The sequence below is a fragment of the Micromonospora sp. NPDC047467 genome, assembly GCF_040643095.1.
GTDB lineage: Bacteria > Actinomycetota > Actinomycetes > Mycobacteriales > Micromonosporaceae > Micromonospora.
Genome location: NZ_JBEYTO010000001.1, coordinates 661470 through 686844, shown reverse-complemented (window position 1 = coordinate 686844; position 25375 = coordinate 661470). Strand labels below are relative to the sequence as shown.

Below are 25375 nucleotides of genomic sequence, written 5' to 3'. Positions count from 1 at the left end.
AGTCGATCGTGATTCCACAAATACGTTCCGCAGCGACCGCTCCCAGCTATCGCCCGGAGCGGCGAAGGGCTGGGGGTTGGGTGCGCTGCCTTTGGAGCTGATGTCGTAAACGATTCAGATCTGTTGGCTGGAGCCGCCCGCGGTTCGCAGTGCGGAGCACGCGGCCCGCGCAACCGCAGCCGCAGCCCGCGGCCCGGCCGGCGATATCACAAACGATTCAGCTCCAAAGGCACCGACCATCACATCCCACCAGCGCACACCTGTTGCGCGGCATGCGTGTCCACAGCCGGCGCCGTGTCTGGCCGGCCTGATCGCTACCGGCGGCCCGCGTGTCGCGGGGACGACTACTCGCCCTCGCGGTCAGCTCCCCGGTCCCCCTCGGAGCCCTCGGGATCCCGGCGGTGGTACTCGGGGCGAAGCTCCGCGCTGGCGAACGCCGCCTGCACCGCCGCCGAGAGCGCGACCATGTCGTAGGCGCCGTGGTGACGCCGGCCGTTGATGAAGAAGGTCGGAGTGCCGGTGACACCGCTGAGGTCGGCGGAGTCGACGTCCTCGGCGATCCGATCGACGCCCATCCGCTCGACCATGTGCTCACGGAACCGGTCGAGGTCCAGGCCGAGTTGGTCGGCGTACCCGAGCACGTCAGGGGGGTCGAGTGCGTCCTGGTGCGCGAGAAGCAGGTCGTGCATCTCCCAGAACGCGCCCTGCTCGCCCGCCGCCTCGGCCGCCTCGGCGGCGATCTGGGCACGCGAGTGGACGTCGGTCAGCGGCAGGTGCCGCCAGACGTACCGGACGTTGGCGAAGGCGGCCAGCAGGTCCCGCACCACCGGTTCGGCCTGCCCGCAGTAGGGGCACTCGAAGTCCCCGTACTCCACGACCGTCACCGGCGCCTCGCCCGGCCCGCGCATGTGGTCGCGCTCCGGGTCGACCGGATGCATCAGGTCGACGATCCCCTCGGCGACGCCCAGCAGCGCCCGTGCACGCCGCGCCGGCGGGAGCCGGGCGGCGAAGCGGAACACCAGCCACGTGATGACGGACGCGCCGACCGTCGCGACGAGGATGCCGAGCTTTGCCTCGTCCAGGGCCGGACCGCTGAGGGCATGGGTGGCGATCAGCAGGGCGACGGTGAACCCGATGCCGGAGACCGTGCCCACTCCGGTGACGGCGAGCCAGCCGACCGGGGGCCGCAACCGGTCGCCACTCACCCGCGTGACCAGCCACGAGGTGACCACGATTCCAGCCGGCTTGCCGACGATGTACGCCGCCACGACGCCGAGCGTGACCGGTGAGGTGACGGCCCCGGCCAGAAGCTCGCCGTCGATCACGATCCCGACGTTGGCCAGCGCGAAGAGCGGCACCACCACGTAGCTCGCCAACGGATGGTAGAGCGTCTGCAACCGCTCGTTCGGCGACAACGCCGAGGTGAGCCCCGCCTGGGCGATCCGGGCGAGCTGCGGGGTGGGCTGTTCCCGGAAGAGTCGGAACTGGTCGCTCGCCCGTTCCAGCTCGGTGCGGCCGGGGGCGTAGGCGTAGGTCAGCAACCCCATCACCAGACCCACCACGACCGGGTCGACACCGGACTCCGACACCGCGACCCAGGCCGCCACCCCGAGCAGCGCGAAGACCGGCCCGAACCGCACGCCCCACGCCCGGACGAGCAGGACCACGCCGAAGATTCCCGCCGCCACGAGCAGCGCCGTGGGCGACGGATGGTGCGGGTACGCGATCGCCAGCACCGCGATCGCGACCACGTCGTCGATGACGGCGACCGTCAGCAGGAATCCTCGCAGCCGATCCGAGAAGCGCGGCCCGAAGACGGCCAGCGCGCCGAGCGCGAGCGCTGTGTCCGTGGCCATCACCGCGCCCCAGCCCGCGGCGCTGGGGTGCCCGGCGGTGATCGCGAGATAGATGCCGACCGGCAGGAGCATGCCGCCGATCCCGGCCAGCATCGGCAACGCCAACCGACGGCGCTCCCGCAGCTCGCCGATGTCGAACTCCCGGCGCAGCTCCAACCCGGCGACCAGGAAGAAGAACGTCATGAGGCCGCTGTTGATCCAGAATCGCAGGTCGTGTGACACCCGCCAGTCGCCGAACTGGACGGAGAAGGGTGTGCTCCACAGCGACTCGTACGACGACACGTGCAGGTTGGCCCACACCAGGGCCGCCACCGCGGTAACCAGCACCACCCGAGCGCCGCCGGTCTCGGTATGCAGAAAGGCGCGCAGCGGGACGTCGATCCGGCCCTCCCAGGCGGTCCGGGCGGACCATCCCCGGGGCGAGTTGCTGCTCGTCACGGGGACAATCCTCCCCGAACTGATCGTCAACCGGCCCGGATTCGGGCGACTGCGTGTTCGCGTCCCTCCCGCTCGGCGCGACAATCAGGGCACACACAGAGCGCCACCGATTGATAACGTACCGGCGATCTCGCCGGCCGCCGCCGGCAGTGGTCCCCTGGGGAGGGTCGGCATGTGGGCGGACGACGCGGCGCTCGACGCGGCGGGACGCCGGCTCGACGAGTGGGAGTCGTCGCTCACCGAACGGGCGGAGCGGGCGAAGACGCTGGCGGCGAGGGTGCAGGCTCTGACCGGCACCGCCCGCAACCCCGACCGGACGATCGAGGTCACCGTCGACTCGACTGGCCTCCTGATCGACCTGCGGCTCGACGAACGCCTCCGAAACCAACCGGCCGCGAGCACCGCCCGGCAGATCCTGGCGACCACCCGCGCCGCGCAGGCCGACCTGCTGACGCAGCTCACGGCCGTGACCACGGACGCCCTCGGCGACGACCCGAGCGCCCAGGCCGTCATCGACTCGTACCGCAGCCGGTTGGTCCGCGACCCGGGGTCCAACGATGCCGGCCGGTGACGGCATCCAGGTCGACCCGGCCGACCTGACCGCCCACGCCGCACGCCTGGACCGCTGCGCCGGCAGCCTCGACACCGCCCAGCGGGCCGGCCAGCACGTCCGGTTGGGCACCGACGCCTACGGGCAGCTCTGCGCAATGATGCCGATGCTGCTCGACGGCCTGCAACGGACCCTGGTCGACGGCATCGGCGCCGCCGCCGGCTCGGTACGCGACACCGCCGGGAAGCTGCGGACCAGCGCCGACGGCTACCGACACTCCGACGCTCACGCCAAGCAACTGCTCGACGGGGTGCGGCAGCACCGGTGACAGCCAACCCGCTCGTCGCCGCCGCAGCGGACACCCCGCCCAGCGCCTGGGCGGGCGTGTGGATCTGCGAGGACATCGAACTCATCGCGCACGGCGTCCGCAACGGCAGCTGGATCGACGGCAGCCTCGGCGTGGTCAGCGCCGGCCTCGACGCCCTCGCCCTCGTCTCCGACCCGGTCGGCGCCCTCCTCCAGTACGGCATCGCCTGGCTCATCGAACACGTCAAGCCGCTCAGCGAGGCCCTCGACTGGCTCGCCGGCGACCCGGCGCAGATCACCGCACACGCCCAGACCTGGCGCAACGTCGCCGCGTCACTGCGTGACGAGGCCGCCACCCTCGCCCGCGCTGTCCGCACCGACGTCGCCACCTGGGGCGGCAGCGCCGGCCCCGCCTACCGCACCTGGGCCGGCGAACAACAGCAGGCCATCATCGGGCTCGCCCAGGGCGCCGACGCCATGGCCGCGATCACCGAGGGCACCGCCGGCCTGGTGGCGGCCGTCCGGCTCCTCGTCCGCGACGCCATCGCCACCTGCGTCTCCCGCCTCATCGTGTACGCGGGCGAACTCGTCATCACCGGCGGACTAGCCACACCGCTGGTCGTGGAGCAGGTCACCACGACTGTCGCGTCGTGGGGTGCACGGATCGCGCGGCTGCTGCGCGGACTGCTGGCCAGCCTGCGGCGGCTGATCCCGGAGGTGCGCAGGCTCGGCGACCTCATCGAGAAGCTCAAGCAGGCGCTGGGTCGACTTCGACCTGCCGACCGGATGGGGCAGCGACGTGACTGGGTTGACCCGAGGGACCGGCCGTTGCCGCCGGGGCGGCCTCCCGATTCCTACCTCTCCGCTGGAGACCCGGTCTATCACCGCGAGCGCTCGACGGGCATCGGCTATGACGAATTGACATTGCGAAACCTGGACAAGATACGACCGCTCGACGGGCACCACGACGTCATCGTGCACGGCACTGACGAGGGATACTTTGTCCCGGGCAAGGTTTCAGCAGACGGAGCGCACATGGATGGGAACGCCACAAACGCCGCACAGATCGCCGCCGCTGTCCGGGACAACCCTGCCTACGACGGCGGCCCGCTCCGTTTGGTCTCCTGCTACGCCGGCGCTGTCAACCCCGGCATCGACGCTGCGCCACTCGGTCAACAGGTCGCCGACGAACTCGGGGTCAGCGTGCTCGCGCCGACGGCCCGGGTGGGTACCCAACGGTGGGCTTCCGAACCTCAGCCGCCAGTCATCGAGAGCGGCGGCACCTGGGAGGTCTTCGTGCCGCGTGCAAGGGGGCACCAATGAAGACCGTGGGGTTCTTTCGGGAGCTGGGCCCCCACCAGACCGACGTCTACGTGGGAAGCATCCACTCGCGCACCGACTCGGAGCCAATCCCCGACGCCTTGCTGGTCGAAGGCTATCTCCGCCAGGGGCATGGCCTCATCGACGTCATGGGCGCGGAGGTCGACGTGTTTGGTAGCGGCCGGCACCTGGTCGGAGGCGCTTCGGTGCTGACGGACGGCGAATGGTTGTGGCGCGACGATCTGCGCTTCTATTTCGCCACGTACCACGTGCGCCTGCCCACGGAATTCCTCGAGACAGTGCGCGGCCACGATTACCGCGTGCCAGACCTCCGAGAGGATCGGCTCCAATTGGCCGGAGAGGAAGCGATGCGAATCCTCGGGTACCACTGAATCGGCTATTTGTTGGTCGGCGTTGCTGTGCTCCACCTGCGCCAGGCCCAGACGGTAAACAGGTACGATGCGGCCATGAGCTCAGAGGCGGTTGGCAGGTACATGCCCCCGGTCGTGACGCTCGACGACTTGACGGCGATGATGGCCGCGGACGAGAACCACCGGTACGAAATCAGTCCCGAGGGAGTCGTCTCGATCATGCCGCCACCGGGATACAGCCACGCGATCATCGCAACCCGGCTCATGGTGTGGCTAGTCCAGGGAGGCGTTCCGGCAGAGCACGTTGCTCAAGCTGTCGGGCTACGCATCCCGGGTCGTGACGGCGGTGTCGGCGGCCGCATTCCTGATCTTGTCGTCTGGAGCAAGGCTCAGTCAGACGGTGTCTGGTTGCCGGTGGCCGACGTACTCCTTGTGGTCGAGATCGTTTCACCCGGCTCCGAAGGCATCGACACGGTGACCAAGCGCAGCGAATACGCTGCCGCCGGGATTCCCCAATACTGGGTGGTCGACCAGGATTCGGCACAGACGGTAACAATGAACCGCCTGGAAGGCGATAAGTACGTCGCCCGCGCGACCATGCCCCTGGCCTGGGTCCTCAACACCGGCTTGGACGAGCACGGGCTGAGCTGACGCGGTTCGACCGGGGAGGCAACCCGTCGGAGCCACCGCACCGGTCCCCCGACGAGCCGCGTGGAATCGACCCCGGCCGTGGGCGGGCATCGGATCGATCCGTTGGCGGGCCGCTCAGTTCCCGTTCCATCGATGACGGAGGCGCAGGGTAGCTGGTCGCCTATCCCCCAGCTCGCGCGGGTCCACAGTGGTCCAAACGCGGTGTTGCCTCGGCCACAGTGCCGGTGTCGGTGTGTCCGGGGATCGGCCGATCTTGACGGGTAGCTGGGCGGTATCCGCAGCACAAACGGCCAGCTACGGCACGACAGACCGTTGTGAACGTCCGCGTCGGCCAGCATGATCGTCTTGTGGCACGGCGGGCACACCGAGTCGCCGCAGACCTGGGCAGTCCCTTCGGGGTGCTGCTGCGGTGACCAGTGCGGAGGCGACGGGAGGATCTCATGCAAGGGGAACTGCAACGCCTTGTCGACGCTCTCGCCGCGTACGCGGGCCGCCCGGCGCTGATCGAAGACCGCCGCCAGCGGGTGGTGGTCTACAGCGAACACACCGGACTGATGGACGGCGTACGACAGGCGTCGATCCTGCGCCGCCAGAGCACCCCGGAGGTCATGGCCTGGCTGCGGGACGTCGGCGTCATGCACGCCCGTACGCCGGTGCACACGCCGGCATCACAGGAACTCGGCCTGTTGCCCCGGTTCTGCGTGCCGATCCGCCACCGGGACCTGCTGCTGGGCTTCGTCTGGTTCATCGACCCGGACGGCACGATGGCCGACGCGGACATCGCCGCCTCCGGCCTGATGAGCGAGCTGTCCCTGACGATGTACCGGGCGAACCTGCTCGGCGAGCTGGCCTCGCAGCGGGAGACCGAGACGGCGCGGACACTGCTCTCCGACAGCGAGGCGACGCGCGACGAGTCGGTGCGGATCCTGCGCGAGGCGGGCCTGATCGCCGGGGACGGCCCGGCCACCGCAGTCGTGGCGCAACTGGTGGGGTCGACCGACGACCTGCCGGACGAGGTGACCCGCCTGGCTCTGGAGCAGGCTCTGGTGACCACCCGGCGGTGGATCGGCACCCGGGATGCCCTGCACCTCGTCCGCGACGACCACGCGGTCCTGCTGCTCTGCGGGGGGCGGGCCGGCGGACGACTCTCCCCCGAGGTCGCCGCGAAGCTGCTCGACGACAACCTACGCCAGGCCACGCGCGGACTCGGCACGGTGGAACGCGTCGTGGTGGGCATCGGGCAGACGCGCCCGGGGCTCGCCGAGGCCGTCGGGTCGTACGAGGAGGCGTTGCAGGCCGCCCGGCTGGGTGTCCGGATGCCGGCGCTCGGCCCAGTGGTGTCCTGGCCGAGGCTGGGCATCTACCGGCTGTTGACCCGATTGGACAGTCGGCACCTGAACATCGCCGACGTCCATCCCGGGTTGCAGCGGCTGCTGAGGGATCAGACGAACCCGGTGCTGCTGCAGACCCTGGAGCGCTATCTGGATCTGGCCGGTAACGCGCACGCCACGGCCGAGCAGTTGCGGCTGCACCGCACGACGCTCTATTACCGGCTGCGGCGGATTGAGGATCTCGCCGACACCGACCTCAAGGACGGCAACGAGCGGCTCTGCCTGCATCTCGCGCTGAAGTTGAGCCGGCTGACCGGGGCCTACCAGCCGACGGAGTGACGCCGGCGGGCGGGGCGTATGCCGCCCCGCCCGCCGATGTCCCTACTACAGACCTGCCCGCACGGCGGCGGGCCGGCCGCCGACGATCGGCAGCTCGATCACACTGCGGTCGAAGTGCACGGTGATCTCGGCCCGGGTCTGCTTGGCCCGGCTGCTGTAGCCGGAGTACGAGCCGAGCAGCACCACGCCGATCTGGTTGCCGGCCGCGAACACGTAGTCCTCGGCCAGCAGCGGCACCTCGACGGCGTTCTTCTTGCCCGGCACCAGCGGCCGCGACACCGAGAGCGACTTCAGGTTGAGGCCGTCGAGGATCCCCTTGGTCACCAGCTCCTGCGGGCTGGTGGCGATGGTCTTCTCGGCCTGCCGGTAGCAGGCGTTCTCGCCGAACCCACCGAAGGTAGCCTGCTCACCCCAGCAGTCCTCCTCGGTCAGGGTGCGGATGCCGTCCCCGACAGTGCTGAACCGGGGCTGCGTGCCGTAGTCGACGAGCAGGCCGGCGAAGCTGGTGTCCTCACCGTTCACCGACGCATTGATCTTGACGATCGGCGAGCCGGAGATGTGCAGCGGCGCCTTCAGCGGCTGGGAGAGGAAGACCAGCCGGTTGTCGGTGTTGGCCTGCGGCTCCGACGGGTGCCGGATCGCGTTGGCCTGGCTCATCGTCGGGGTGTCCTGGAAGGTCAGGGTCTCCTTCGAGGCCTTGGGACCCTTCGGGCCCTTGCCCGGCGTCGAGAGGGCGAGCTCACCGGCAGCGCCGTCGACGCCCGGAACCAGCGCCACCGGGGTGGTCTTGGTGCCCGGAACCGGCCAGTTCCGGTGGGTCTCCCAGACGTCCGGCGAGCGCTCGACGTCGGCCATCGGCTCGTTCATGATGCCGTTGCGCACGCCGTACAGCCAGAAGTCGAACCAACGGTGCAGGGTGTCCACCCACTCGCCGCGACGGAAGTCGAACGGGTCGATGTGACCGGTGCCGGTCAGCCACAGCTTGCGCGGCACGTTCTCCTCGGCCAGCGCGTCCCACCACTTGCTGAAGTGGTCCGCCCGGACGTTGTTGTCGTTGATGCCGTGGACCACGAAGACGCTGGCCCGCACCTTGCCGGCGCTCGGCACGTAGTCGCGCTCGGCCCAGAACTGGCTGTAGTCGCCGGTGGTGTCGTCGCTGTCCACGCCGAGCTGCGCCCGCACCGGCGCGCAGTACGAGCGCCGCTCCGGGTTCGTCACCGTGTTGGAGAGGCTGCCGGAGTAGTTGTTCGCCCGGGTGACCAGGCCGTTGCTGCGCGAGTAGTCGTACCAGCTGGAGATCGCCGAGATCGGGACGATGGTGGAGAGTCCCTTGACGCCGCTGGCCGCGGCGGCGTTGGCGAGGGTGCCGTCGTACGACTTGCCGATCATGCCGGTCTTGCCGTTGTGCCAGTTGGCGACGACCTTCTTACCGGAGGCGTCAGTGCCGGCCCGGCGGCCGTTGAGCCAGTCGATGGCGGTCGGCGCGCTGATGTTGTCGGCCCGACCACCGGTGACCGGGCAGCCGGTCGAGTTGTTGGTGCCGATCATGTCGAGCAGGACCACCGCGTAGCCGCGCGGGACGAAGTAGTTGTCGTAGAACAGCGGCCACTGGTCGTTGAGGCCGTCGCCGTCGAGGTCGCGCTTGCACTCGGTCTCGTTGCCCCGACACTGGGTGGAGTAGTAGGGGCTGGCGTCCATGATCACCGGCACCTTGAGGCCGTTGGCGCTGGCCTTGGGCCGGATGATGTCCATTGACACGACGTCGCGGGCGCCGTCGCCGTCGGAGTCGACGTCGGAGGTGACGAAAACCCGCTCGCGGATCGCGTCGGCATAGCCGAACACCGGCTGGGTAACACCGTCCTGGATGACCGGCTTGGCCCGGTCCTTCGTCGGGTGCGCCGTCGCGGTTGCCGTCGGCAGGGCGACAGCGATGGTCGCGGCGACCACCACTGACGCTCGCCACCAACTCTTAGTAGTTCGCATCGTGCTCCTTCTCATCTCCGGCACCAGCCGTGGTCCCGGTCGTCCCGAGTGAGATGTCGGGCCGGCGGTGCGACGGTCGCCTCGCACCCTAGAAACGGATTCACAACTGATCATCAGACAGATGCGGAAGGTGACCGTCAGCCCGTCCTACGTCTGTCGAGATGCGACAGACGTAGGACCGGGTGCCGGGTGATTCCGACACCTGGCCGATGACGTCCCGGCCGCCCGGCCATAGGTTCGCCGCACCAACTCCGCCGGCCGAATTGACCGTCACCCAGGGTCACCGGCGGAGCCTCGGCGGCATCGGAGACGAGCGCGCCAACCGACTGCCGGCGACGGGAAGGGCGGGATGTGCGGTTCTCGGGCCCAGCCGTGATCCCGCGGTTCATCGGGCGGTTCCTGGTGCCGGCGGCGTTCGCGGCGCTCTTCGCGGCGCCACTGTGGTTCATGGTGGTCGGCTCGCTGCGGCCCGCCGGTCTGCCCCCACCCCGCACCCTCGAAGTGCTGCCGCCCGACCCGACCGTTGCCGCGTACACCCGGTTGCCGGAGCTGATCCCGCTGTTCCGGTACCTGGCCAACTCGGCGCTGGTCGTAGCGGTCGCCGTGCCGCTGACCGTCGGCGTCGCCTCACTGACCGGCTTCGGACTGCGACTGCTGACGCCGGCGGCCCGCCGCAAGGCCGTCCTGGGTCTGCTGGCGGTGCTCCTGGTGCCGGTCACCGCGGTGTGGGCCACGCGGTTCGAGCTGTTCCGGCTGGCCGGCGTGGTCGACACGTACGTCCCGCTGCTGGCCCCGGCGCTGCTCGCCGGCAGCCCCTTCCTGGTGCTGCTCTACGCCTGGAGCTTCGGCGGGGTGCCGGACACCCAACTCGGGGCGGCCCGGTTGGAGGGCGCCGGGTGGTTGACGATCTGGCGCCGGGTGGCGCTGCCGCAGGTGCGCCCGGCGACGCTGGCCGTCGGCGTGCTCGCCTTCACGCTGCACTGGTCCAACCTGATCGATCCGCTGCTCTACCTGCAGAGCGGTGACCGCTACACGTACCCACTCGGCCTGCAGTTCCTACGGCTGCTGAACCCGACGGACTGGCCGCTGCTGATGGCCGCCTGCGTTGTCGCCACAGCACCGTGCGTGGTGGTGTTCCTGCTCGCTCAGCGAATCCTGCTTAATGACGATCCGCTGGCGGCACTGAGATCTGGAGGTCGTAGGTGAACACGTTCCGCGCTCGACGATGGATGGCCCTGGTCACCGCCGTGCTGCTGCTCGGCTACGCGGCGGGCTGCGGCGCCGGCGACCGCGGGGCCGACCGGCCGGGGATCACCGTCGTGCTCTTCGGCGACGCCGAGGAGATCGCCGGCTACCGCAGCCTGGTGGCCGCGTTCGAGAAGGCCCACCCGGACGTGCCCGTCAACCTCTCCCCCGTCGCCACCCAGGACGACCTGATGGCCCGCCTCACCACCTCCTTCGCGGGCGGGCAGCCACCCGACGTGTTCCTGCTCAACTACCGCCGCTACGGCCAGTTCGCCGCCCAGCAGGCGATCGAACCGGCGCAGGCGTACCTGGACCGCAGCACGACGTTGAAGGAGAGCGACTTCTCGCCCCGGGCACTGGACGCCTTCCGGTTCGACGGCAAGACCCTCACCTGCCTGCCGCAGAACATGTCCTCCCTGGTCGTCTACTACAACGCAGACCTGTTCGCGAGGGCCGGTGTGCCGCTGCCGAAGGCCGGCTGGACGTGGGACGACTTCCTGTCCGCCGCGCAGGCCATGACCGGCGACGGCACGTACGGCGCGGGCGTCGAGCCGTCCCTGCCGCGGCTCGCCCCGTTCGTCTGGTCCAACCGGGGTGAACTGGTCGACAACCCGGACAAGCCGACCACCCTGACCCTCACCGGCAACCCGGCCAGCCGTGCCGCCGTCGACTGGTTCCTCGACCTGCAACTGAAGCACGGCGTCGTGCCGCCGGACGCCGAGGAGCAGAGCGAGTCGAGCGAGGCCCGGTTCATGCGCGGCAAACTCGGCATGTACCTCAACAGCCGGGTCGCCGTGCCCACGCTGCGCGCCATCGACAACTTCACCTGGGACGCGGCGCCACTGCCGATCGCGCCCGGAGGCGTACCCGCGTCGATCCTGCACAGCGACGCCTACTGCATGAGCGCCGGGCTGCGCGACCACGACCGGGCCTGGCGGTTCATCGAGTTCGCGATGGGCGGACAGGGCCAGCGCATCCTCGCCGAGTCGGGCCGTACGGTGCCGTCCCGGCTCGACGTGGCCAACTCCCCCGATTTCCTCGACCCACAGCAGCCTCCCCGGTCGTCGCGGGTCTACCTCGACGCCGAGCCGCACCTGCGCGCCACCCCGCGCACGGGCACCTGGTCGCGTGTGGAGCGCGAGGGAGGCGGCCTGCTCGAGGAGGTCTTCTACGGCCGGGTCGAGCGCGAGAAGGGCTTGCGACAACTGGAGGACAAACTCCGCCCGCTCTTCGCACTCCAGGTGGGCGGCGGTGGCTGAGCGGGGCGTGATCCGGCTCGAATCGCTGACCAAGTCGTACGGGAAGGTCGTCGCCCTCGGCGGCGTCGACCTGGCGGTACGCGCCGGTGAGATGGTGACCCTGGTCGGCCCGTCCGGCTCCGGCAAGTCGACGATCCTGCGGCTGATCGCCGGGCTGGACCGGCCCGACGGTGGCCGGGTCGTCGTCGACGGGCAGGACGTGGCCCAGGTGCCACCGCACCGCCGCGCGGTGGCGATGGTCTTCCAGGACTACGCGCTCTACCCACACCTCACCGTCCGCGGCAACCTGACGTTCGGGCTGCGGGTCCGCCGCGTCAAGCGCGCGGAGGCCGAGGAGCGGGCCGGGGCGGCGGCCGAGCGGCTCGGCATCGCCGACCTGCTCGACCGCTACCCCGACGAGACCTCCGGCGGGCAGCGCCAGCGCATCGCCCTCGCCCGCGCGCTGCTGCGCGAGCCGACCGTCTACCTGCTCGACGAGCCGCTGGCCAGCCTGGACGCGCCGCTGCGCTTCGCCACCCGCGCCGACCTGCTCACCCTGCACCGTGAACTGGGCACCACCACCATCCACGTCACCCACGATCAGGCCGAGGCCATGACGCTCGGCGACCGCGTGGTCGTCCTGGACCGCGGTCAGATCCGCCAGATCGGCCCACCTCAACAGGTGTACGACGAGCCCGCGGACACCTTCGTGGCGGGCTTCCTGGGCAGCCCGCCCATGAACCTGGTGCCCGGCGGCGGCGTCCTGGGCGGCGCCACCGACACCACCATCGGCGTACGCCCGGAGGACCTGCGCCTCGACCCCGACGGACCGGTGGAGGCGACAGTCGAGGCGGTGGAGGCGCTCGGCAGCGAGGCCGTCCTGCTGACCCGCTGCGGCGACGGCACCCGACTGATCATCCGCACCGGACCCCGACCCGGCGTGGGGCCGGGCGAGCAGGTACGACTACTCGCCGACCCTGGGCGGATCCACCGCTTCGACGCCGCCACAGGGCGACGCCGGTGAGCAGCGGCCGGGTACGCCGGCCGCTGACCGCGTGGGCGTTCCTCGCGCCGTACGCGGTGGCCGTCGTACTGCTGATCGCGCTACCCGCCCTGCTCAACCTCGGCTACGCGTTCACCGACCACACCGGACTGACCCGGGATCCGCGGTTCGTGGGCCTGGACAACGCACGCCGCCTGCTCTCCGACGACTTCCTCGTCGACAGCGTCCGCGCCTCCGCGATCCACCTGGCGCTGGCCGTACCGCTGCGGCTGCTGGCCGCCATCGGACTCGGCCTGCTGTTGGCCGCCCCGCGCCCCGGTGGCCGCTGGTTCCGGGTCGCGGTCTACCTGCCGACCGTCGTGCCCGACGTGGCCCTCGCGGTGCTCTTCCTGTGGGTGCTGAACCCGCTGTACGGCCCGCTCAACCAACTGCTCGGGCTCTTCGGCCACCCGGGCCTGAACTGGCTCGCGGAGCCCGGCTCCGCGCGGCTGGCCGTGGCGCTGATGCTCGCGTTCCCGATCGGTGAGGGTTTCATCGTCGTGCTCGCCGCCCGACGGATGCTCGACGGTCGCCTGTACGAGGCGGCCGCGTTGGAGGGCTGCGGGCCGTTCGGCCAACTGCGCCGGCTCACACTGCCGCTGCTCGCGCCGGTGCTGCTGCTGCTCGCCGTCCGCGACACGATCCTCACCCTGCAGGTCAACTTCGTGCCCGCGTACGTCCTCACCGACGGAAGACCCGCCAACGCCACGCTCTACCTGCCCGTCTACATCTTCGACCAGGTCTTCGAGTTCTCCGGTTTCGCCTACGGAGCCATGATCACAAGCGTTCTCATGGTGGTCACCGGTGTCATCATCACCGTGCTGCTGCTGCTCGTGCGACGCTGGCGGGTCCTGCGCTGAGCGTGCCATCCTGCTGTGGTGAGACTCCGGATGATCGCCGTCGTGGCCATGGTTCCGCTGCTCGCCGCCTGCGGCGGCACCGCCTCCGGGCAGGCCACCGGCCGGGGGCCGGGGATGCTCGCGAACCTGCCCAGCTGCGACCGGGTGCCGCTGGACGCCGACGCCGAGGTCGACAGCAAGGTCACCGGTCTGCTGTTGCCGGACGGCGCGCGGGTCACCTCGGTGGTCGAGCAGGGTGCCCTCACCACGGTCGCGGCCACCATCCGGATGACGCCGCTGGACGTCCGCGCCCACTACGAGAGCCGTGGCGACATCGACCTGCTGCGCGCCGAGGACGAGGTGTTCGAGGCCGAGGTGCTGATGCGGGCGCAGGAACGACGGACGTACCTGCGGGCCACCGCGCTCTGCGCGGACGGCACGACGCTGACCGCGGTGATCGGGCCGGACTCGGATGAGGCCGGCCTCCCGGAGTTCCAGAGCAACTGATCATCGAACCCGCTCGACAGGTGTCCTAATCGGACCCGACGAGTCGCGACAGATGAGCAGTGACGTCGACCGATGCACTGTCTAGCGTGCGCTCAGAATCGCTTTCGCGGTCACATGGCGCGTCGACAGGGAGACTACATGCGACTCACGCTCGTCCGAAGGTACCGCGGGCTCGCAATGACAACAGGCCTGGGCCTGGTCATCGCGCTCGCGCTGACCGGCTCGTCCGTGCCCCGACCGGTCCAGGAGTCGTTAGCCACCAACTCGCCGACCGGGCCGATGGAAGTCCCCGACGAATGGATGACCGCTCAGCGGATGAGCGACGGCAGCCGGGAACTCTCGGCGGCCAAGTACGTGAAGGCTCGCGGCGAGGCCCTCAGTCTCAGCCTGCGCACCAACCTCCTCTACCGCCACCTGGCGGAGCGAAAGTGGAGCTTCTTCGGCCCCAGCAACATCGGTGGCCGGGTCGTGGACATCGCCGTCGACCCGCAGGTCCCCGACCAGATCTTCATCGCCGCCGCGTCCGGCGGCATCTGGAAGTCCGACGACGCCGGCGCCACGTTCGAGACGGCCTGGCCGGACGACGGTACGCAGAGCATGGGCGCGGTCGCGATGACCAGCAAGGGCGTCCTCTTCGCCGGGACCGGCGAGGCCCAGCCCGGTGGCGGCTCGATCACCTTCGGCGGCGACGGCATCTACCGCTCGAAGAACCGGGGTAAGACCTGGCAGCACGTCGGCCTGAAGGACAGCCACGCCATCGGCCGCTTCGCCATCGACCCGACAAACGAGGACCGGATCTTCGCCGCCGCCAGCGGCAACCTCTTCGTACCGGGTGGCCAGCGCGGCGTCTACCTCTCCGAGAACGGTGGGAACAGCTGGAAGCAGGTGCTCGCGCCGCCGAACGCCACCACCGGCGCCACCGAGGTCATCATCGACCCCAGCAACCCGCGCCGGATGTACGCGGCGATGTGGGACCACCTGCGTGAACCGCACCAGCGCACCTACGGCGGGCTCGGCTCCAGCCTCTGGCGCTCCGACGACGCCGGCCGCACCTGGTCGCGGATGACCAACGGCCTGCCCACCGACGCCGACCAGGGTCGCTGGGGCATCGCTGTCGCACCGGACAACCCCCAGCGGCTGTACGCGTACGTCGGCACCGCGCTCGGCCCGTTCCGCGCCTTCTACCGCTCCGACAACGGCGGCGACACCTGGACGCAGACCCCGGTCACCGCCGGTCAGGCGTCGCAGTCCACGTTCAGCTGGTGGTTCGGCAAGCTCTTCGTCGACCCGAACAACGCCGATCACGTCTTCCTCACCGGCGTGAACCTCATGCGCTCGACCAACGGCGCGCAGAGCTTCTCGTCCGTGGGCGGCGTCCACGCCGACCAGCACATCCTGCGCTGGGACCCGAAGGTGCCCGGTCGGGTCTACCTGGGCAACGACGGCGGCCTCTACCGATCCGAGGCGAACGGCGCGAGCGGCTGGGTCAAGGCCACCTACGAGCCCTACACGCAGTTCTACACCGTGGACGTCGCGGAGACCGACCCGGTGCTGAAGGTCGGTGGCGCGCAGGACAACGGCTGCAACCGCGGCTACAACGGCGTCGGGGGCCCCTGGAACGCCATCGGCTGCGGTGACGGCCTCCAGGTGATCATCCACCCGGAGTACCCGAACATCGTCTTCGGGTGCAGCCAGTACGGCTCCTGCTACCGGTCGGAGAACTCCGGCGGCACCCCCCGCCAGACCATCGGCACCAACCAGACGACCTCGCAGCGCCGCAACTGGCTGACCCCGCTGCAGTTCGACCCGAGCGACCCGAACGTCATGTACTACGCCGGGAACATCCTGAACCGCTCGACGGACAACGGTCGTACCTGGACGCCGATCAGCCCCGACCTCACCGGCGGCGGCCCCAACGACCCGAACGGCTACCCGTGGGGCACGATCACCACTGTCGCCCCCGCGCCCACCGACGGCAACAAGATCTACGTCGGCACGGACGACGGAAAGCTGTGGTGGACCGACAACCTCGGGCAGAACTGGCAGCAGGTCGCCCCCCGCCAACTGCCCGGCACCTGGGTCACCCGGGTGGCGGTCAACCCCGCCGACAAGAACATCGCGTACGCCACCTTCTCCGCCTTCCGGTCCGGCAGCGACCGGTCGCACGTGATGATGACCCGCGACGGCGGCCGGACCTGGAGCAACATCGGCCGGGGCCTGCCCGACGCGCCGGTGAACTCCATCGTCGCGACCGCCGACGGCCTGCTGCTGGTCGGCACCGACGTCGGGGTCTTCATGTCGGCGTGGAACGGCGGCGAGTGGGCGGCGCTGGGCACCAACCTGCCGCAGGCGCCCATCATGTACCTGCGCTACCACGAGCCGAGCCGGCAGCTCACCGCGGCGACCTTCGGTCGGAGCGTCTACGACCTCACGGTGCCCCGTTGCCCGGCGGCATCGACGAGGCTGCCGCTCAAGCCGACCGGGGTGGGCGTGATCGGCGTGCTCTCCTCCTGCCGAGCGGGCTGATCAACAGGTAGTTCGTCGCGTCTGACGCGGCGCGCAGGCCACCTCCCGGATTCGGGGGGTGGCCTGCACCGTTGCCGGGTACTGGGGCGACGAGGGGCTCAACGCCTGCGCTTGTTCAGACTGGGAAGTCCGCCGGACACGGTGCGTACGGTGCCGTCGGGGTTGCTCCGGCCCGGTTTCTGCTGCGCCTCCGTCACCCTCCGTCCCGCAAGATCGGAGGCAGGAAGGTTGACGACGACCGGTTCTGACCGCTGCCAGATCCGCATCTGAGCCAGTGCCTGCTGAATGTCGGAGATGCCCGTCAGCGCGTGAATCGCCGGCATCGTCCTGGACAGGTCGGAAAGCAGGAGATGGGCAACTTGGGCAGGGCTCAGCCATCGTGGCAAGGCATCAGCCACCGGCACGAGAGAGCCCTGAATCTCCCCGTTCTGGGGCCACAACCACACCTGCCGCTTGCCATCGTCGACCCGCATGACAGGGGTGGCTGGCTGAGACGACGGCGAGGGCCCGGCCGCCTTGGCCGAGAGGTGGGCTTGCGACGCGGCCGACGGCCGCACTCCTCCCCGCGACCGCGCCGGGACCTCGGCAGCCGGACGTGGCGGTGTCGCCGCACCGGCGCCCGGCGGTTGGATCCGGGCCTCCTGCCGTCCCTGGAGGAACCAGCCGGCGAACGTCCACTGCTCTGCGGTGAACCTGACCGGAATCGCCTCGACGATGTGGAGGGCTGAAGCGTCCTGGACGGTGAGTTGCGCGCGTCGCTTCGAGTGGTCTGCGGCGGTGGCTGAGCGGATGTCGCGAATCGCGACCAGCGGTATCCGCCTGCTGTAGGCCTTCGGCCACGGCAGTAACCGCCACCGCCGGAGGACAAGTTGCTCCCCCTCGAACCGGGCATCCCAACGCTGAACGGCCATCCCCGTCACCTCCGTGCTGCGGAGGTTAGCGACGTCGTGATCACGCGGGCACTCGGCCCTACGGGCAATAGAGGTGACGAATCATCCGGTTCCGCGCCCAGACGGCGCGCGGCGGCTAGCCGCGCGCCCAGTCCGGCGGTGGCACCACGGCGAGCTGCGGTTCACCGGAGATCGGCTCCAGCGCGTACACGATCCGCAGGTCTCCGTCGGCGGCGGCGTCCTCGTCGGTCATGACGCGTCCGCTGCTTCCGTCGGTGCTGACCAGCAGCCACCGGTCGGGATAGATGCTGCCGTCGTCGACCAGCGCCCGCACCGCGAAGGTACGTGCCAGGCTGATAGCGAGATCCCGCTCGTTCTGCCCGGTGGCGTCGGCGAGTTCGGTGTCACCGGTGAGGATCCAGCCGAATTCCTCGTCCTCGTCGGGCGGGGTGAACATGGCCACCGGCCGGGGATCGTCCACCGCCCGGTCCCCGATCCGACCGACATACACGGCCTCGGGGGCGATGCCGTAATCCTGTTGCAGGTGCCGGCGCAGCGTATCGGCGGGCAACGCGGCCTCGAAGTGGATCTGGTACTGCACCTCATACCCCCGGTAGCTCTGTGATGCCGGAACACGTCGAGAGTGCGCTCCTGCGCGACCTCGGTCAGACCCGGTCACCGACACAGGCGGCGAGAGCAGTCGCCGCCGTGACCATCGCGGAGGAGGCAGCGCCGCCCGCCCGGCATCCGCAGGTCGCAGAAGACGCGCTTCGAGATCCGATCTTGGCTGTCGTACCTCTCTGGCAGGATGTCGATCATGACGACAACACGCCCCGCCACTCAGCACCTGATCTACGGTCACGCACAGTTGCACGACTGCCTCGCCTTCGCCGACGCGAACACCGCAGCCGAGGAGGCCGGAGAAATCAAGGCGCTCGCCGCCGCCCGCACCTGGGACGAAGCCCGGAAGGTCCAGATGACTCACCTCTGGAACCCCGCCGGCGCGGACTGCTACGAGCCGGACGGAGAGTACGCCGACGGCAAGCCCTTCACGCTCAACGAGGTGAGCTCGGTCGTAGAGGGCGACTGGCCCCCGATGGTCACCGAGCGAGGGCTCGAACTGCTTCCCGTAGACGTGCAGGCCCAGTTCGGGAAGCGCGAGTTCACCGCGCACAACGGCGACTACCTCAACATTCCCCTTGACCAAGAGGCCGAACTGGTGGCGGAGCTGCGCCGACGCGGCTACGAGGTGACCCGCGACGACGAGCTCATCAACGTGCTCGACGGGCGCAGCTTCAGCCCGCTGGCCTAACGGCCCACCGCCTGCGGCACCTGCGCGACGGCGTGGGCGGGTGACCCTCACCTTCGCAGGCGGCGGGAACAGTCGCCGTCGTGGCCATCGCGGAGCAGACAGCGCCGGCCGCCAGGCATCAGCCTGTCGCAAAAGACCCGGTGGCGCAGAAACTGCGCGTCCTCTTCGGAGACCGTGGTCTCCCCCGGGTCCGCCATCGGCAGCACCAGCATCCAGCGGCCGACCACCCGGGCCAGGCGCTGCGCGGCGGGCAGGTCAGCCGCGATGACGGGCAGGTGGATGACGTACCGCTGGCTCATCGATTGTGGTCCCGGTCGTTGCGAGCGCGGGCGTGGTCGGTCTGCCAGCGACGCAGCGCGTGCTTGATCCGGGCGGTTTCGAGGCGACTCTCGGCGAGAGCGGCGTAGACGGCAGCCATGTCGACGGCGACCCGGTCGAGGAAGGCGTACACGTCGTCGGGGTTCAGACCGCGACGCCCGAGCCCGGTCGGCGCGAAGCGGCGCTCACGCACCTGCCACGGCAGCAGACTGGTGTACGCGCCGGAGCGGTACGTCGTACCGCCGCTCGCCGGCTCGGGTCTTTGGATTCTGGCGCTCATGTCTGCCTGCCTTCCTGGTACGCAGGGGCGAGGGTGTCGGGGAAGCACGGCGACCGTTCGGGGGGACCGACGGCCGCCGTGCTGTGATCAGCCTGCGACAGTCCGCAGCCAAAGCGCAACGTTCCAGACCGCAATTTCGCCGTTGTGCATTGACTTTCTTTGCTGAAACCCGTAGGAGTTGCAGCAGCAGGTCACGCAGTGTTGCGTGATGGAACCAGGGAGTGTGCGGATGCCCGACGACATCGGATCGACCGTGCCGCGCCGGCAACTCGGCCGGCTGCTTCGGCAGTTCCGCAACGAGGCCGGCGTGACACTCGACGCCGCCGCCGAAGCCCTCGAATACAGCCGGCAGAAGATCTGGCGCCTCGAATGCGGCCAGGGCTCGGTCCGGGTGCTCGACGTCAAGGCCATGTGCGAGCTGTACGGGGTGTCACCCGAGATGACCGAGGCGATGCGCGGCCTGGCCGCCGAGACGAAGTCGAAGGGCTGGTGGCACGCGTACGGCGACGCGGTGCCGAACTGGTTCGAGCTGTACGTGGGGTTGGAATCCGCCGCCTCCCGGCTCCGTCGTTACGACGAATCGCTCATCCCTGGAATCCTCCAGACCAAGGAGTATGCCCACGCGCTCTACCGCCTTGGCGGGATCCTGACCGAGGAGGAACGCGAGCGGGCGGTGCAGGTCCGACTTCAACGGCAGGCATTGCTCTCTCGGCGCTTGCCGGCTGCTCCTAGGGTTGAGTCCGTGCTGTCTGAGGCGGTGCTCCGTCGGGGCGTTGGTGGCTCGCCGGTCATGACCGAGCAGCTCGCTCACCTCACCAAGCTGTCCGAGCTACCGAACGTCAGCGTCAGGGTGCTGCCGCTGGCAGCAGGCCCGCAGCCCGGTGCGGTTGCGGGATCCTTCGTGATCCTCGACTTCCCGACGACCAAGGGCGGCCGGACCGCGCCCGAGCCATCAGTGGTCTACAGCGAATCGTTGACAGGAGCGCTCTACCTCGACAAGCCCGACGAGTTGGCCGCCTACGAGCGCGTCTGGAGAGGGCTGGATGGGCTGGCCCTCGGCGAGGCAGAATCGACCGACATGATCAAGAGAGTCTCCGGGGAGATGCGACATGACTGACCTGACCGGTGCCGTCTGGCGCAAGAGCACCCGCAGCGGCGACAACGGCGGCGACTGCGTCGAGGTCGCGTCCAACCTTCCCGGTGTGGTCGCCGTTCGCGACTCGAAGAACAGTGACGGACCCGCTCTCCGCTTCGAACAATGCGCCTGGCTACTGTTCACAACCGCGGTGAAGTCTGCCAGCCTCCCCCGAGTCTGAGAGGCCAACACCGACCGACTGTAGGCGCTGTCCGACCGGCAGTGGCACCTGCGATGCTCAACGGCATGGATGACTTGACGGACCGCGTGCGGGCGTTCGCCGAAGAGCGGGATTGGCAGCAGTTCCACACGCCCAAGAACCTGGCCATGGCACTCTCAGGTGAGGTCGGCGAATTGATTGCCGAGTTCCAGTGGCTGACACCTGAACAGGCCGCGGTGGTCATGTCCGACCCGGACGCCGGGAGCCGGGTGAAGGCCGAGATCGGCGACGTAATGATCTACCTGACCCGGCTCGCCGATGTGCTCGGCATCGACCTGGTAGAGGCAGCCCTGACCAAGCTGGAAGATTCGGCGCGTCGCTACCCCGTAGAGCAGGCTCGCGGTTCGGCGGCGAAACGGTAGTCAGGAGCAATGGCAGCATGGCGTTGAGTTGATCTCTTCGCTACAGTCCTTGCCGTAGGAGCGCGTCACGACGGGCTTCCGGCGATTGCCGGACACGCCCCCCATGCGCACGATCACTTCGTGCTGCCCGGGGGCAAGTGTTGTCAGCGTTCCGTACGTCCGCCGATGGTCTGCTGCGCCTGGTTGGCAGCGGCGTTCTTGAAGACCGGATTGTGGAGCAGATCGGTCACAATGTGAGCCCGGCAGAACGCCGGGCCTGGTCACGCAGCCTTGAGGTGCTGGGGCAGGATCTCGTCGACGCTGGTCTAGGCCAGGTGGAAATGCTGGTCGAGTACCAGCTACCGCTGACGAGCAAACGGGTCGACGTGGTGCTCGCCGGCGTGGACCCGAGGACGTCCGACGACTCCTACGTCGTCGTGGAGTTGAAGCAGTGGTCCTATGCCGAGTCCTACGAGAGCGCCGACAACCTGGTGGCAGTGGAGCACGCCCGCGGCCCGCGGCTGCATCCCGGCGTCCAGGTCGAGCTCTACTGCGAGTACCTGACGGACTTCCTTGGCATCCTCGCCGAGCACCAGAATCCGGTGCGTGGCGTCGCGTATTTGCACAATGCGGTCGACCGCGATATCAGCGACCTGTTCGATCGCCCGGCGACCGAGCAGAGTCGGATCTTCACCAAGCAGCGGCGCGGCCAGTTCCACGATTATCTACGCACCCATCTCGCCCCGAAGTCAGGTGCTGGTGCGGCCGACCGCTTCCTCACCAGCTCGGTTCGGCCCAGCCGGCACCTGCTGAGGTACGCCGCGCAAACGCTGAAGGATCGATCGCACTTCACACTGCTGGATGAGCAACGCGTCGCGTACGAGTTGGTTCTGCACGCCGTCGAGCGTGCCCGATCGGCGGACCGCAAATCGGTCGTAGTCGTGTCGGGTGGGCCGGGCAGTGGCAAGAGCGTGATCGCGCTGTCGGTGCTGGGCGAGTTGGCACGTCAGAACCGCTCTGTCATGCACGCGACGGGGTCGCGGTCGTTCACCCAGACCTTGCGCCGATACGCAGCCACGGGCTCAACCCGGTTGAAGAACCTGTTTGGCTACTTCAATAGCTTCATGTCCGCCGATCGCAATGATCTGGATGTGCTGATCTGCGACGAGGCGCACCGCATCCGGGAAACCTCCGTCAACCGGTTCACCCCGAAGGCGAAGCGTGACAAGGCTCGTCCGCAGATCGACGAACTCATCGCCGTCGCCCGGGTGCCGGTCTTCCTGCTCGATGAGCACCAGGTGGTGAAGCCAGGCGAGTTGGGCAACGTCGAGGTCATCTCGTCGTACGCGAAGCAGCTCAACCTGGATGTCGAGGTGGTGTCGCTGCACAGCCAGTTCCGCTGCGGCGGCAGCGAGGCGTACGAACGATGGGTCGTAGACCTGCTCGGCCTCGACGGCGGCGAACCGTGGGTCTGGACCGGCGACGGGAGGATCGACCTGCGTCTCGCGGAGTCGCCCGAGGAGTTGGAGGCCTTCCTCGCCGAAAGGCAGGCGGTCGGCGTGACGGCTCGAATGTCGGCCGGGTACTGCTGGCCCTGGAGCGATCCTCGCCCGGACGACACCCTGGTGCCGGACGTGCAGGTCGGCGGCTGGTCTCGGCCCTGGAACGTGAAGAGCGACCGCAGCGTCGGAGAAGCACCAGGCAGCGCGTTCTGGGCCACCGACCCGAACGGATTTGGCCAGGTGGGCTGCGTCTACACGGCGCAGGGCTTCGAGTACGACTGGTCGGGCGTCATCATGGGTCCGGACCTGGTGGCCCGGGACGGCCGTCTGGTGACGCGACGCGAGGAATCGAAGGATCCAGCGTTTCGCAGTCGCAAGTCGGTCAGCGACGCCGAAGCGGACCTGCTGATTCGCAACACCTACAAGGTCCTGCTGACCCGCGGGATGCAGGGCACGATCGTCTACTCCACTGATCCCGAGACGCGGGAGTATCTCGCCTCGCTGGTCAAGGTGATCCGGCCGGTCGAGACGGTCTACGAGGCGACCGACGGCGACCTCCGCTGATCTCCCCGGCTGTGCTCACCGCTCCCGCGCGTGCGCTCGGGCAGGGTTCCAGGCAGAGACGATGAAACAGATCCACGATGTCAGTTCCTCGGCTGACGGCTGGTAACGGCACGACGCTGCCGGGCCTCTGGCAGCATTGGCGGTGCATCGTGACCAGCTAGCTCGTCAGCTGTTCCAGAACATCAGTTCGCGTGCCTGCCGCGAACAAGCTGTCAACTCCGGCACGCCCCGCGAAGGGACGACGTAGTCACGCTCGCGGATAAGCGCGAGGAAGTCCTCGGGCACTGAGACGCGGTGACGCCGCACGTAGTAGGCAAGGTCCTTCCGCCAAAGCCAGTCACCGTCGGTCACAACGGTAGAGCCGTTCATCACCTGCCGGGTCGAGTCGAAGGCGTCGTTGGCGACGTCCATCACGTCGATGAGGATGTGCCCCGAGTTCAGATAGGTGACCACCTGGGTGACGTCGGGCAGTTCCTCGTCGGCGACGCTGTCGAAGATGCTCTCCTGCGGCTCGGCGGAGCGGACCGGCCCGAATTCGCGGAACATACCCGCCGCCTTCAACTGACCGCCGCCCATCAACGCCCACCGTTCGGATAGAAGGTCTTCCACTCCCCGCCGCCCCGGATCATCGGGGTCTGCCCCACGGGACCATACCTGTCGACACCGACAGCGTCCGTCGGTGCCATCACGGGCACCCCGAGGGCGTCGGCGACCTGTTGCGCCGCTGGTGGCACGCCGGCATCGGGCGCAACGGTGCCGGTGTGACAGGACACCAGTCGCACCGGGCCACCGTCGTAGTGCGGGTTGGCGCGAATGGCGTCGGCGATCTGCTGTGGGTGGGTGAGGTTCGCAGGGTGGTCGGCACCGTCAGCGCCCACGAGGCCGGGTCGGAACAGACCGTTGGGTAGGCCGTGCACGACCACGTCGTGCTGGCCGGGCATCGGTGCCACGGCGTCGAAGTTGCGCATCGTGGCGCTGTCGTAGCCAATGGCAGTGCTGTTCGGGCGATGGTAGACCGGATCCCCGGCAGGGAGGTTCGCATCCGACGGTGGCGGTGCCTGCGGATGTGCGGAAGGATCCTCCCAGTCCGACCGACGCCCCATCGAATCCAGGTCTGGGTCTCCCCAGGTCCCGGGGTGGCCACCGGGTGTGGCGCCATTTGCCGGGCTGACCGGGTCTGCGCGGGCCGCCCGCCGCAGCAGGCCATTCAGGTCGTCGATCAGGTCACCCAAGCGCCTGAGCATCGGAGTCAGCCGACGCAGACTGCTGATCAGCGCGCTGATCAACCTGCCGATCCGCGCCGCCCACTTGGCCACCAGACTGCTCACCTGGGAGATCACCAGCGGAGTCGCCACGCCCAGCGTCGCGCCCGCCTCGGCCAGCCAGAGCGGCAGCCTGACCGCCAACACCGACACGAAGTCCGCGATCAGGTCCCGAACCAATTCGCGGACCAGCGCCACCAGCAGTCCGGCACCCTCCACCAGCGAAGCGATGCCGTCGGCAGCCCGCGCGATGCCCTCCATCGCCCGCACCTGACCCGACATGTGCGCCCGGTAGGCCCGCGCCGACACGCCAGCCCACTCGGCGAGCTGCGATGAAGCCGCCGCCTGCAAGTCAGCCGCCGCATCGGTGCTCTGCTTCGCGACGTTGCGCCACGTTGACGCGTACGCGTTGATTTGGTCCGGGTCGCCGGCCAGCCAGTCCAACGCGTCCGAAAGTGGTTTGACGTGTTCGAGCAACCAGCCGACCCCCCAACTGACCAGCGAGCCGAGCGGGTCGAGCACGGTGGCCAGCGCGTCCATCGACGTGGCGACACCACCGATCGTGGAGTCGATCCAGCTTCCCGACTCGATACCTGACACGGTGTCGGCGACGTCTTCCACCAACCCGAGCCCGGTGTACCACCGGGTCGAGTCGTGGCGCGCCGCCACCAGCGGGTTGGCCACCATGTCAGTCACAATGGCAGCCCCAACCGGCCGGCGCTGTCGGTGAGCCGTTGCGCGCTCGCCGCGTCGATCGCCTCGGTCGCGGTAGCAGCCGCCCGCAGGTTGGCTGCCGCCTCACGCAGCGCGGTAGCGGACTCCCCCAGCGCCGTCACCGCCCTGTCCGCGACCGGGTCGATCAACCGAGGCAGGAAGCCACAGATCTGCCCATACGCCTCCGCGCCCATCTGCACGTACGCCGCCGCCCCACGAGCGGTTTCCATCTTGTCGCCGATGTCGTCGACCGTCGCGGCATGCCGGATCACCGCCGCCACCGACATTTGCATCT

The 25375-nt window shown here is 69.2% G+C and carries 26 protein-coding genes; 17 read left to right on the top strand and 9 right to left on the bottom strand.

Annotated features, from left to right (window positions below):
• Positions 1 to 344: 344 nt before the first annotated feature.
• A complete protein-coding gene (locus ABZ780_RS02850) occupies positions 345 to 2294 on the bottom strand; it encodes a Na+/H+ antiporter NhaA (protein ID WP_357483502.1) in 1950 nt (649 codons plus the stop codon).
• Positions 2295 to 2466: 172 nt separating this feature from the next.
• On the opposite strand from ABZ780_RS02850, the gene ABZ780_RS02845 reads away from it, so the two are divergent.
• From ABZ780_RS02845 to ABZ780_RS02820, 6 genes are all read left to right on the top strand, one after another.
• On the top strand, positions 2467 to 2865 hold the full coding sequence (locus ABZ780_RS02845; protein ID WP_357483500.1) for a YbaB/EbfC family DNA-binding protein: 399 nt from the start codon (positions 2467 to 2469) through the stop codon (positions 2863 to 2865).
• Positions 2852 to 3172 carry a type VII secretion target gene (locus ABZ780_RS02840; RefSeq protein ID WP_357483497.1) on the top strand — a complete coding sequence of 107 codons (321 nt, stop codon included), beginning with the start codon at positions 2852 to 2854 and terminating at the stop codon, positions 3170 to 3172. Before ABZ780_RS02845 ends, ABZ780_RS02840 begins: the two co-directional genes overlap by 14 nt.
• Positions 3169 to 4473, top strand: coding sequence for a WXG100 family type VII secretion target (locus ABZ780_RS02835; protein WP_357483494.1), 1305 nt, complete (start codon positions 3169 to 3171; stop codon positions 4471 to 4473). Before ABZ780_RS02840 ends, ABZ780_RS02835 begins: the two co-directional genes overlap by 4 nt.
• The gene (locus tag ABZ780_RS02830) at positions 4470 to 4862 is read left to right on the top strand and encodes a hypothetical protein (RefSeq protein ID WP_357483491.1); all 393 of its coding nucleotides are present in this window, start codon (positions 4470 to 4472) and stop codon (positions 4860 to 4862) included. The genes ABZ780_RS02835 and ABZ780_RS02830 overlap by 4 nt, the downstream gene beginning before the upstream one ends.
• A gap of 114 nt (positions 4863 to 4976) precedes the next feature.
• Entirely contained in the window at positions 4977 to 5492 is a 516-nt protein-coding gene (locus ABZ780_RS02825; protein ID WP_357483489.1) for a Uma2 family endonuclease, read from the top strand.
• A 440-nt stretch (positions 5493 to 5932) separates the two neighbouring features.
• Positions 5933 to 7162, top strand: coding sequence for a helix-turn-helix domain-containing protein (locus ABZ780_RS02820; RefSeq protein ID WP_357483487.1), 1230 nt, complete (start codon positions 5933 to 5935; stop codon positions 7160 to 7162).
• Positions 7163 to 7207: 45 nt separating this feature from the next.
• Here ABZ780_RS02820 and ABZ780_RS02815 read toward each other — a convergent pair whose 3' ends face one another.
• Positions 7208 to 9145: a Xaa-Pro dipeptidyl-peptidase gene (locus ABZ780_RS02815; protein WP_357483485.1), complete on the bottom strand. Its 1938-nt coding sequence runs from the start codon at positions 9143 to 9145 to the stop codon at positions 7208 to 7210.
• A gap of 372 nt (positions 9146 to 9517) precedes the next feature.
• Here ABZ780_RS02815 and ABZ780_RS02810 point away from each other — a divergent pair, with 372 nt between their 5' ends.
• The 6 genes from ABZ780_RS02810 (at position 9518) to ABZ780_RS02785 (ending at position 16542) form a co-directional block, all read left to right on the top strand.
• A complete protein-coding gene (locus tag ABZ780_RS02810; RefSeq protein ID WP_357483482.1) occupies positions 9518 to 10351 on the top strand; it encodes a carbohydrate ABC transporter permease in 834 nt (277 codons plus the stop codon).
• On the top strand, positions 10348 to 11649 hold the full coding sequence (locus tag ABZ780_RS02805) for a sugar ABC transporter substrate-binding protein (RefSeq protein ID WP_357483480.1): 1302 nt from the start codon (positions 10348 to 10350) through the stop codon (positions 11647 to 11649). Before ABZ780_RS02810 ends, ABZ780_RS02805 begins: the two co-directional genes overlap by 4 nt.
• The gene (locus ABZ780_RS02800) at positions 11642 to 12652 is read left to right on the top strand and encodes an ABC transporter ATP-binding protein (RefSeq protein WP_357483478.1); all 1011 of its coding nucleotides are present in this window, start codon (positions 11642 to 11644) and stop codon (positions 12650 to 12652) included. The genes ABZ780_RS02805 and ABZ780_RS02800 overlap by 8 nt, the downstream gene beginning before the upstream one ends.
• Positions 12649 to 13530 (top strand): sugar ABC transporter permease, encoded by an 882-nt coding sequence (locus ABZ780_RS02795; RefSeq protein WP_357483476.1) that lies wholly within the window; start codon positions 12649 to 12651, stop codon positions 13528 to 13530. Before ABZ780_RS02800 ends, ABZ780_RS02795 begins: the two co-directional genes overlap by 4 nt.
• Before the next feature lie 18 nt (positions 13531 to 13548).
• Complete coding sequence (locus ABZ780_RS02790) at positions 13549 to 14016, top strand: hypothetical protein (RefSeq protein WP_357483474.1); 468 nt, start codon at positions 13549 to 13551, stop codon at positions 14014 to 14016.
• A 177-nt stretch (positions 14017 to 14193) separates the two neighbouring features.
• The gene (locus tag ABZ780_RS02785; protein WP_356999786.1) at positions 14194 to 16542 is read left to right on the top strand and encodes a glycosyl hydrolase; all 2349 of its coding nucleotides are present in this window, start codon (positions 14194 to 14196) and stop codon (positions 16540 to 16542) included.
• A 98-nt stretch (positions 16543 to 16640) separates the two neighbouring features.
• On the opposite strand, the gene ABZ780_RS02780 is transcribed toward ABZ780_RS02785, so the two are convergent.
• Both ABZ780_RS02780 and ABZ780_RS02775 read right to left on the bottom strand, forming a co-directional pair.
• Positions 16641 to 17453 carry a hypothetical protein gene (locus ABZ780_RS02780; RefSeq protein ID WP_357483471.1) on the bottom strand — a complete coding sequence of 271 codons (813 nt, stop codon included), beginning with the start codon at positions 17451 to 17453 and terminating at the stop codon, positions 16641 to 16643.
• 115 nt (positions 17454 to 17568) lie between these two features.
• Complete coding sequence (locus ABZ780_RS02775) at positions 17569 to 18033, bottom strand: hypothetical protein (RefSeq protein WP_357483469.1); 465 nt, start codon at positions 18031 to 18033, stop codon at positions 17569 to 17571.
• A gap of 216 nt (positions 18034 to 18249) precedes the next feature.
• On the opposite strand from ABZ780_RS02775, the gene ABZ780_RS02770 reads away from it, so the two are divergent.
• The gene (locus ABZ780_RS02770; protein ID WP_356999779.1) at positions 18250 to 18744 is read left to right on the top strand and encodes a hypothetical protein; all 495 of its coding nucleotides are present in this window, start codon (positions 18250 to 18252) and stop codon (positions 18742 to 18744) included.
• Positions 18745 to 18791: 47 nt separating this feature from the next.
• Here ABZ780_RS02770 and ABZ780_RS02765 read toward each other — a convergent pair whose 3' ends face one another.
• Positions 18792 to 19043, bottom strand: coding sequence for a hypothetical protein (locus tag ABZ780_RS02765; RefSeq protein WP_357483466.1), 252 nt, complete (start codon positions 19041 to 19043; stop codon positions 18792 to 18794).
• Positions 19040 to 19342, bottom strand: a complete 303-nt coding sequence (locus ABZ780_RS02760) for a DivIVA domain-containing protein (RefSeq protein ID WP_357483463.1) — start codon at positions 19340 to 19342, stop codon at positions 19040 to 19042. The genes ABZ780_RS02765 and ABZ780_RS02760 overlap by 4 nt, the downstream gene beginning before the upstream one ends.
• A 229-nt stretch (positions 19343 to 19571) precedes the next feature.
• On the opposite strand from ABZ780_RS02760, the gene ABZ780_RS02755 reads away from it, so the two are divergent.
• From ABZ780_RS02755 to ABZ780_RS02740, 4 genes are all read left to right on the top strand, one after another.
• Positions 19572 to 20459 carry a helix-turn-helix transcriptional regulator gene (locus ABZ780_RS02755; RefSeq protein ID WP_357483460.1) on the top strand — a complete coding sequence of 296 codons (888 nt, stop codon included), beginning with the start codon at positions 19572 to 19574 and terminating at the stop codon, positions 20457 to 20459.
• Positions 20452 to 20658 (top strand): DUF397 domain-containing protein, encoded by a 207-nt coding sequence (locus ABZ780_RS02750; RefSeq protein WP_357483457.1) that lies wholly within the window; start codon positions 20452 to 20454, stop codon positions 20656 to 20658. Before ABZ780_RS02755 ends, ABZ780_RS02750 begins: the two co-directional genes overlap by 8 nt.
• A gap of 65 nt (positions 20659 to 20723) precedes the next feature.
• Complete coding sequence (locus tag ABZ780_RS02745) at positions 20724 to 21059, top strand: nucleotide pyrophosphohydrolase (RefSeq protein ID WP_357483450.1); 336 nt, start codon at positions 20724 to 20726, stop codon at positions 21057 to 21059.
• Positions 21060 to 21199: 140 nt separating this feature from the next.
• Positions 21200 to 23104, top strand: a complete 1905-nt coding sequence (locus ABZ780_RS02740; RefSeq protein WP_357483447.1) for a DUF2075 domain-containing protein — start codon at positions 21200 to 21202, stop codon at positions 23102 to 23104.
• A 165-nt stretch (positions 23105 to 23269) separates the two neighbouring features.
• Here the strand turns inward: ABZ780_RS02740 and ABZ780_RS02735 are convergent, their stop codons facing one another.
• Genes ABZ780_RS02735 through ABZ780_RS02725 form a run of 3 tightly spaced genes read right to left on the bottom strand, consistent with a single transcriptional unit; the run spans position 23270 to position 25367 of the window.
• Positions 23270 to 23680 carry a hypothetical protein gene (locus tag ABZ780_RS02735; RefSeq protein WP_357483445.1) on the bottom strand — a complete coding sequence of 137 codons (411 nt, stop codon included), beginning with the start codon at positions 23678 to 23680 and terminating at the stop codon, positions 23270 to 23272.
• A complete protein-coding gene (locus tag ABZ780_RS02730) occupies positions 23680 to 25062 on the bottom strand; it encodes a WXG100 family type VII secretion target (RefSeq protein WP_357483442.1) in 1383 nt (460 codons plus the stop codon). The genes ABZ780_RS02735 and ABZ780_RS02730 overlap by 1 nt, the downstream gene beginning before the upstream one ends.
• Complete coding sequence (locus ABZ780_RS02725; RefSeq protein ID WP_357483439.1) at positions 25059 to 25367, bottom strand: hypothetical protein; 309 nt, start codon at positions 25365 to 25367, stop codon at positions 25059 to 25061. The genes ABZ780_RS02730 and ABZ780_RS02725 overlap by 4 nt, the downstream gene beginning before the upstream one ends.
• Between the last annotated feature and the right edge of the window lie 8 nt (positions 25368 to 25375).

Bases quoted from the DNA above. Each gene is read 5' to 3' on its own strand.
- ABZ780_RS02845 (WP_357483500.1), top strand. From the start codon at position 2,467: ATGTGGGCGGACGACGCGGCGCTCGACGCGGCGGGACGCCGGCTCGAC.
- ABZ780_RS02840 (WP_357483497.1), top strand. From the start codon at position 2,852: ATGCCGGCCGGTGACGGCATCCAGGTCGACCCGGCCGACCTGACCGCC.
- ABZ780_RS02830 (WP_357483491.1), top strand. From the start codon at position 4,470: ATGAAGACCGTGGGGTTCTTTCGGGAGCTGGGCCCCCACCAGACCGAC.
- ABZ780_RS02820 (WP_357483487.1), top strand. From the start codon at position 5,933: ATGCAAGGGGAACTGCAACGCCTTGTCGACGCTCTCGCCGCGTACGCG.
- ABZ780_RS02815 (WP_357483485.1), bottom strand. From the start codon at position 9,145: ATGCGAACTACTAAGAGTTGGTGGCGAGCGTCAGTGGTGGTCGCCGCG.
- ABZ780_RS02785 (WP_356999786.1), top strand. From the start codon at position 14,194: ATGACAACAGGCCTGGGCCTGGTCATCGCGCTCGCGCTGACCGGCTCG.
- ABZ780_RS02780 (WP_357483471.1), bottom strand. From the start codon at position 17,453: ATGGCCGTTCAGCGTTGGGATGCCCGGTTCGAGGGGGAGCAACTTGTC.
- ABZ780_RS02770 (WP_356999779.1), top strand. From the start codon at position 18,250: ATGACGACAACACGCCCCGCCACTCAGCACCTGATCTACGGTCACGCA.
- ABZ780_RS02765 (WP_357483466.1), bottom strand. From the start codon at position 19,043: ATGAGCCAGCGGTACGTCATCCACCTGCCCGTCATCGCGGCTGACCTG.
- ABZ780_RS02760 (WP_357483463.1), bottom strand. From the start codon at position 19,342: ATGAGCGCCAGAATCCAAAGACCCGAGCCGGCGAGCGGCGGTACGACG.
- ABZ780_RS02755 (WP_357483460.1), top strand. From the start codon at position 19,572: ATGCCCGACGACATCGGATCGACCGTGCCGCGCCGGCAACTCGGCCGG.
- ABZ780_RS02750 (WP_357483457.1), top strand. From the start codon at position 20,452: ATGACTGACCTGACCGGTGCCGTCTGGCGCAAGAGCACCCGCAGCGGC.
- ABZ780_RS02745 (WP_357483450.1), top strand. From the start codon at position 20,724: ATGGATGACTTGACGGACCGCGTGCGGGCGTTCGCCGAAGAGCGGGAT.
- ABZ780_RS02735 (WP_357483445.1), bottom strand. From the start codon at position 23,680: ATGGGCGGCGGTCAGTTGAAGGCGGCGGGTATGTTCCGCGAATTCGGG.
- ABZ780_RS02725 (WP_357483439.1), bottom strand. From the start codon at position 25,367: ATGTCGGTGGCGGCGGTGATCCGGCATGCCGCGACGGTCGACGACATC.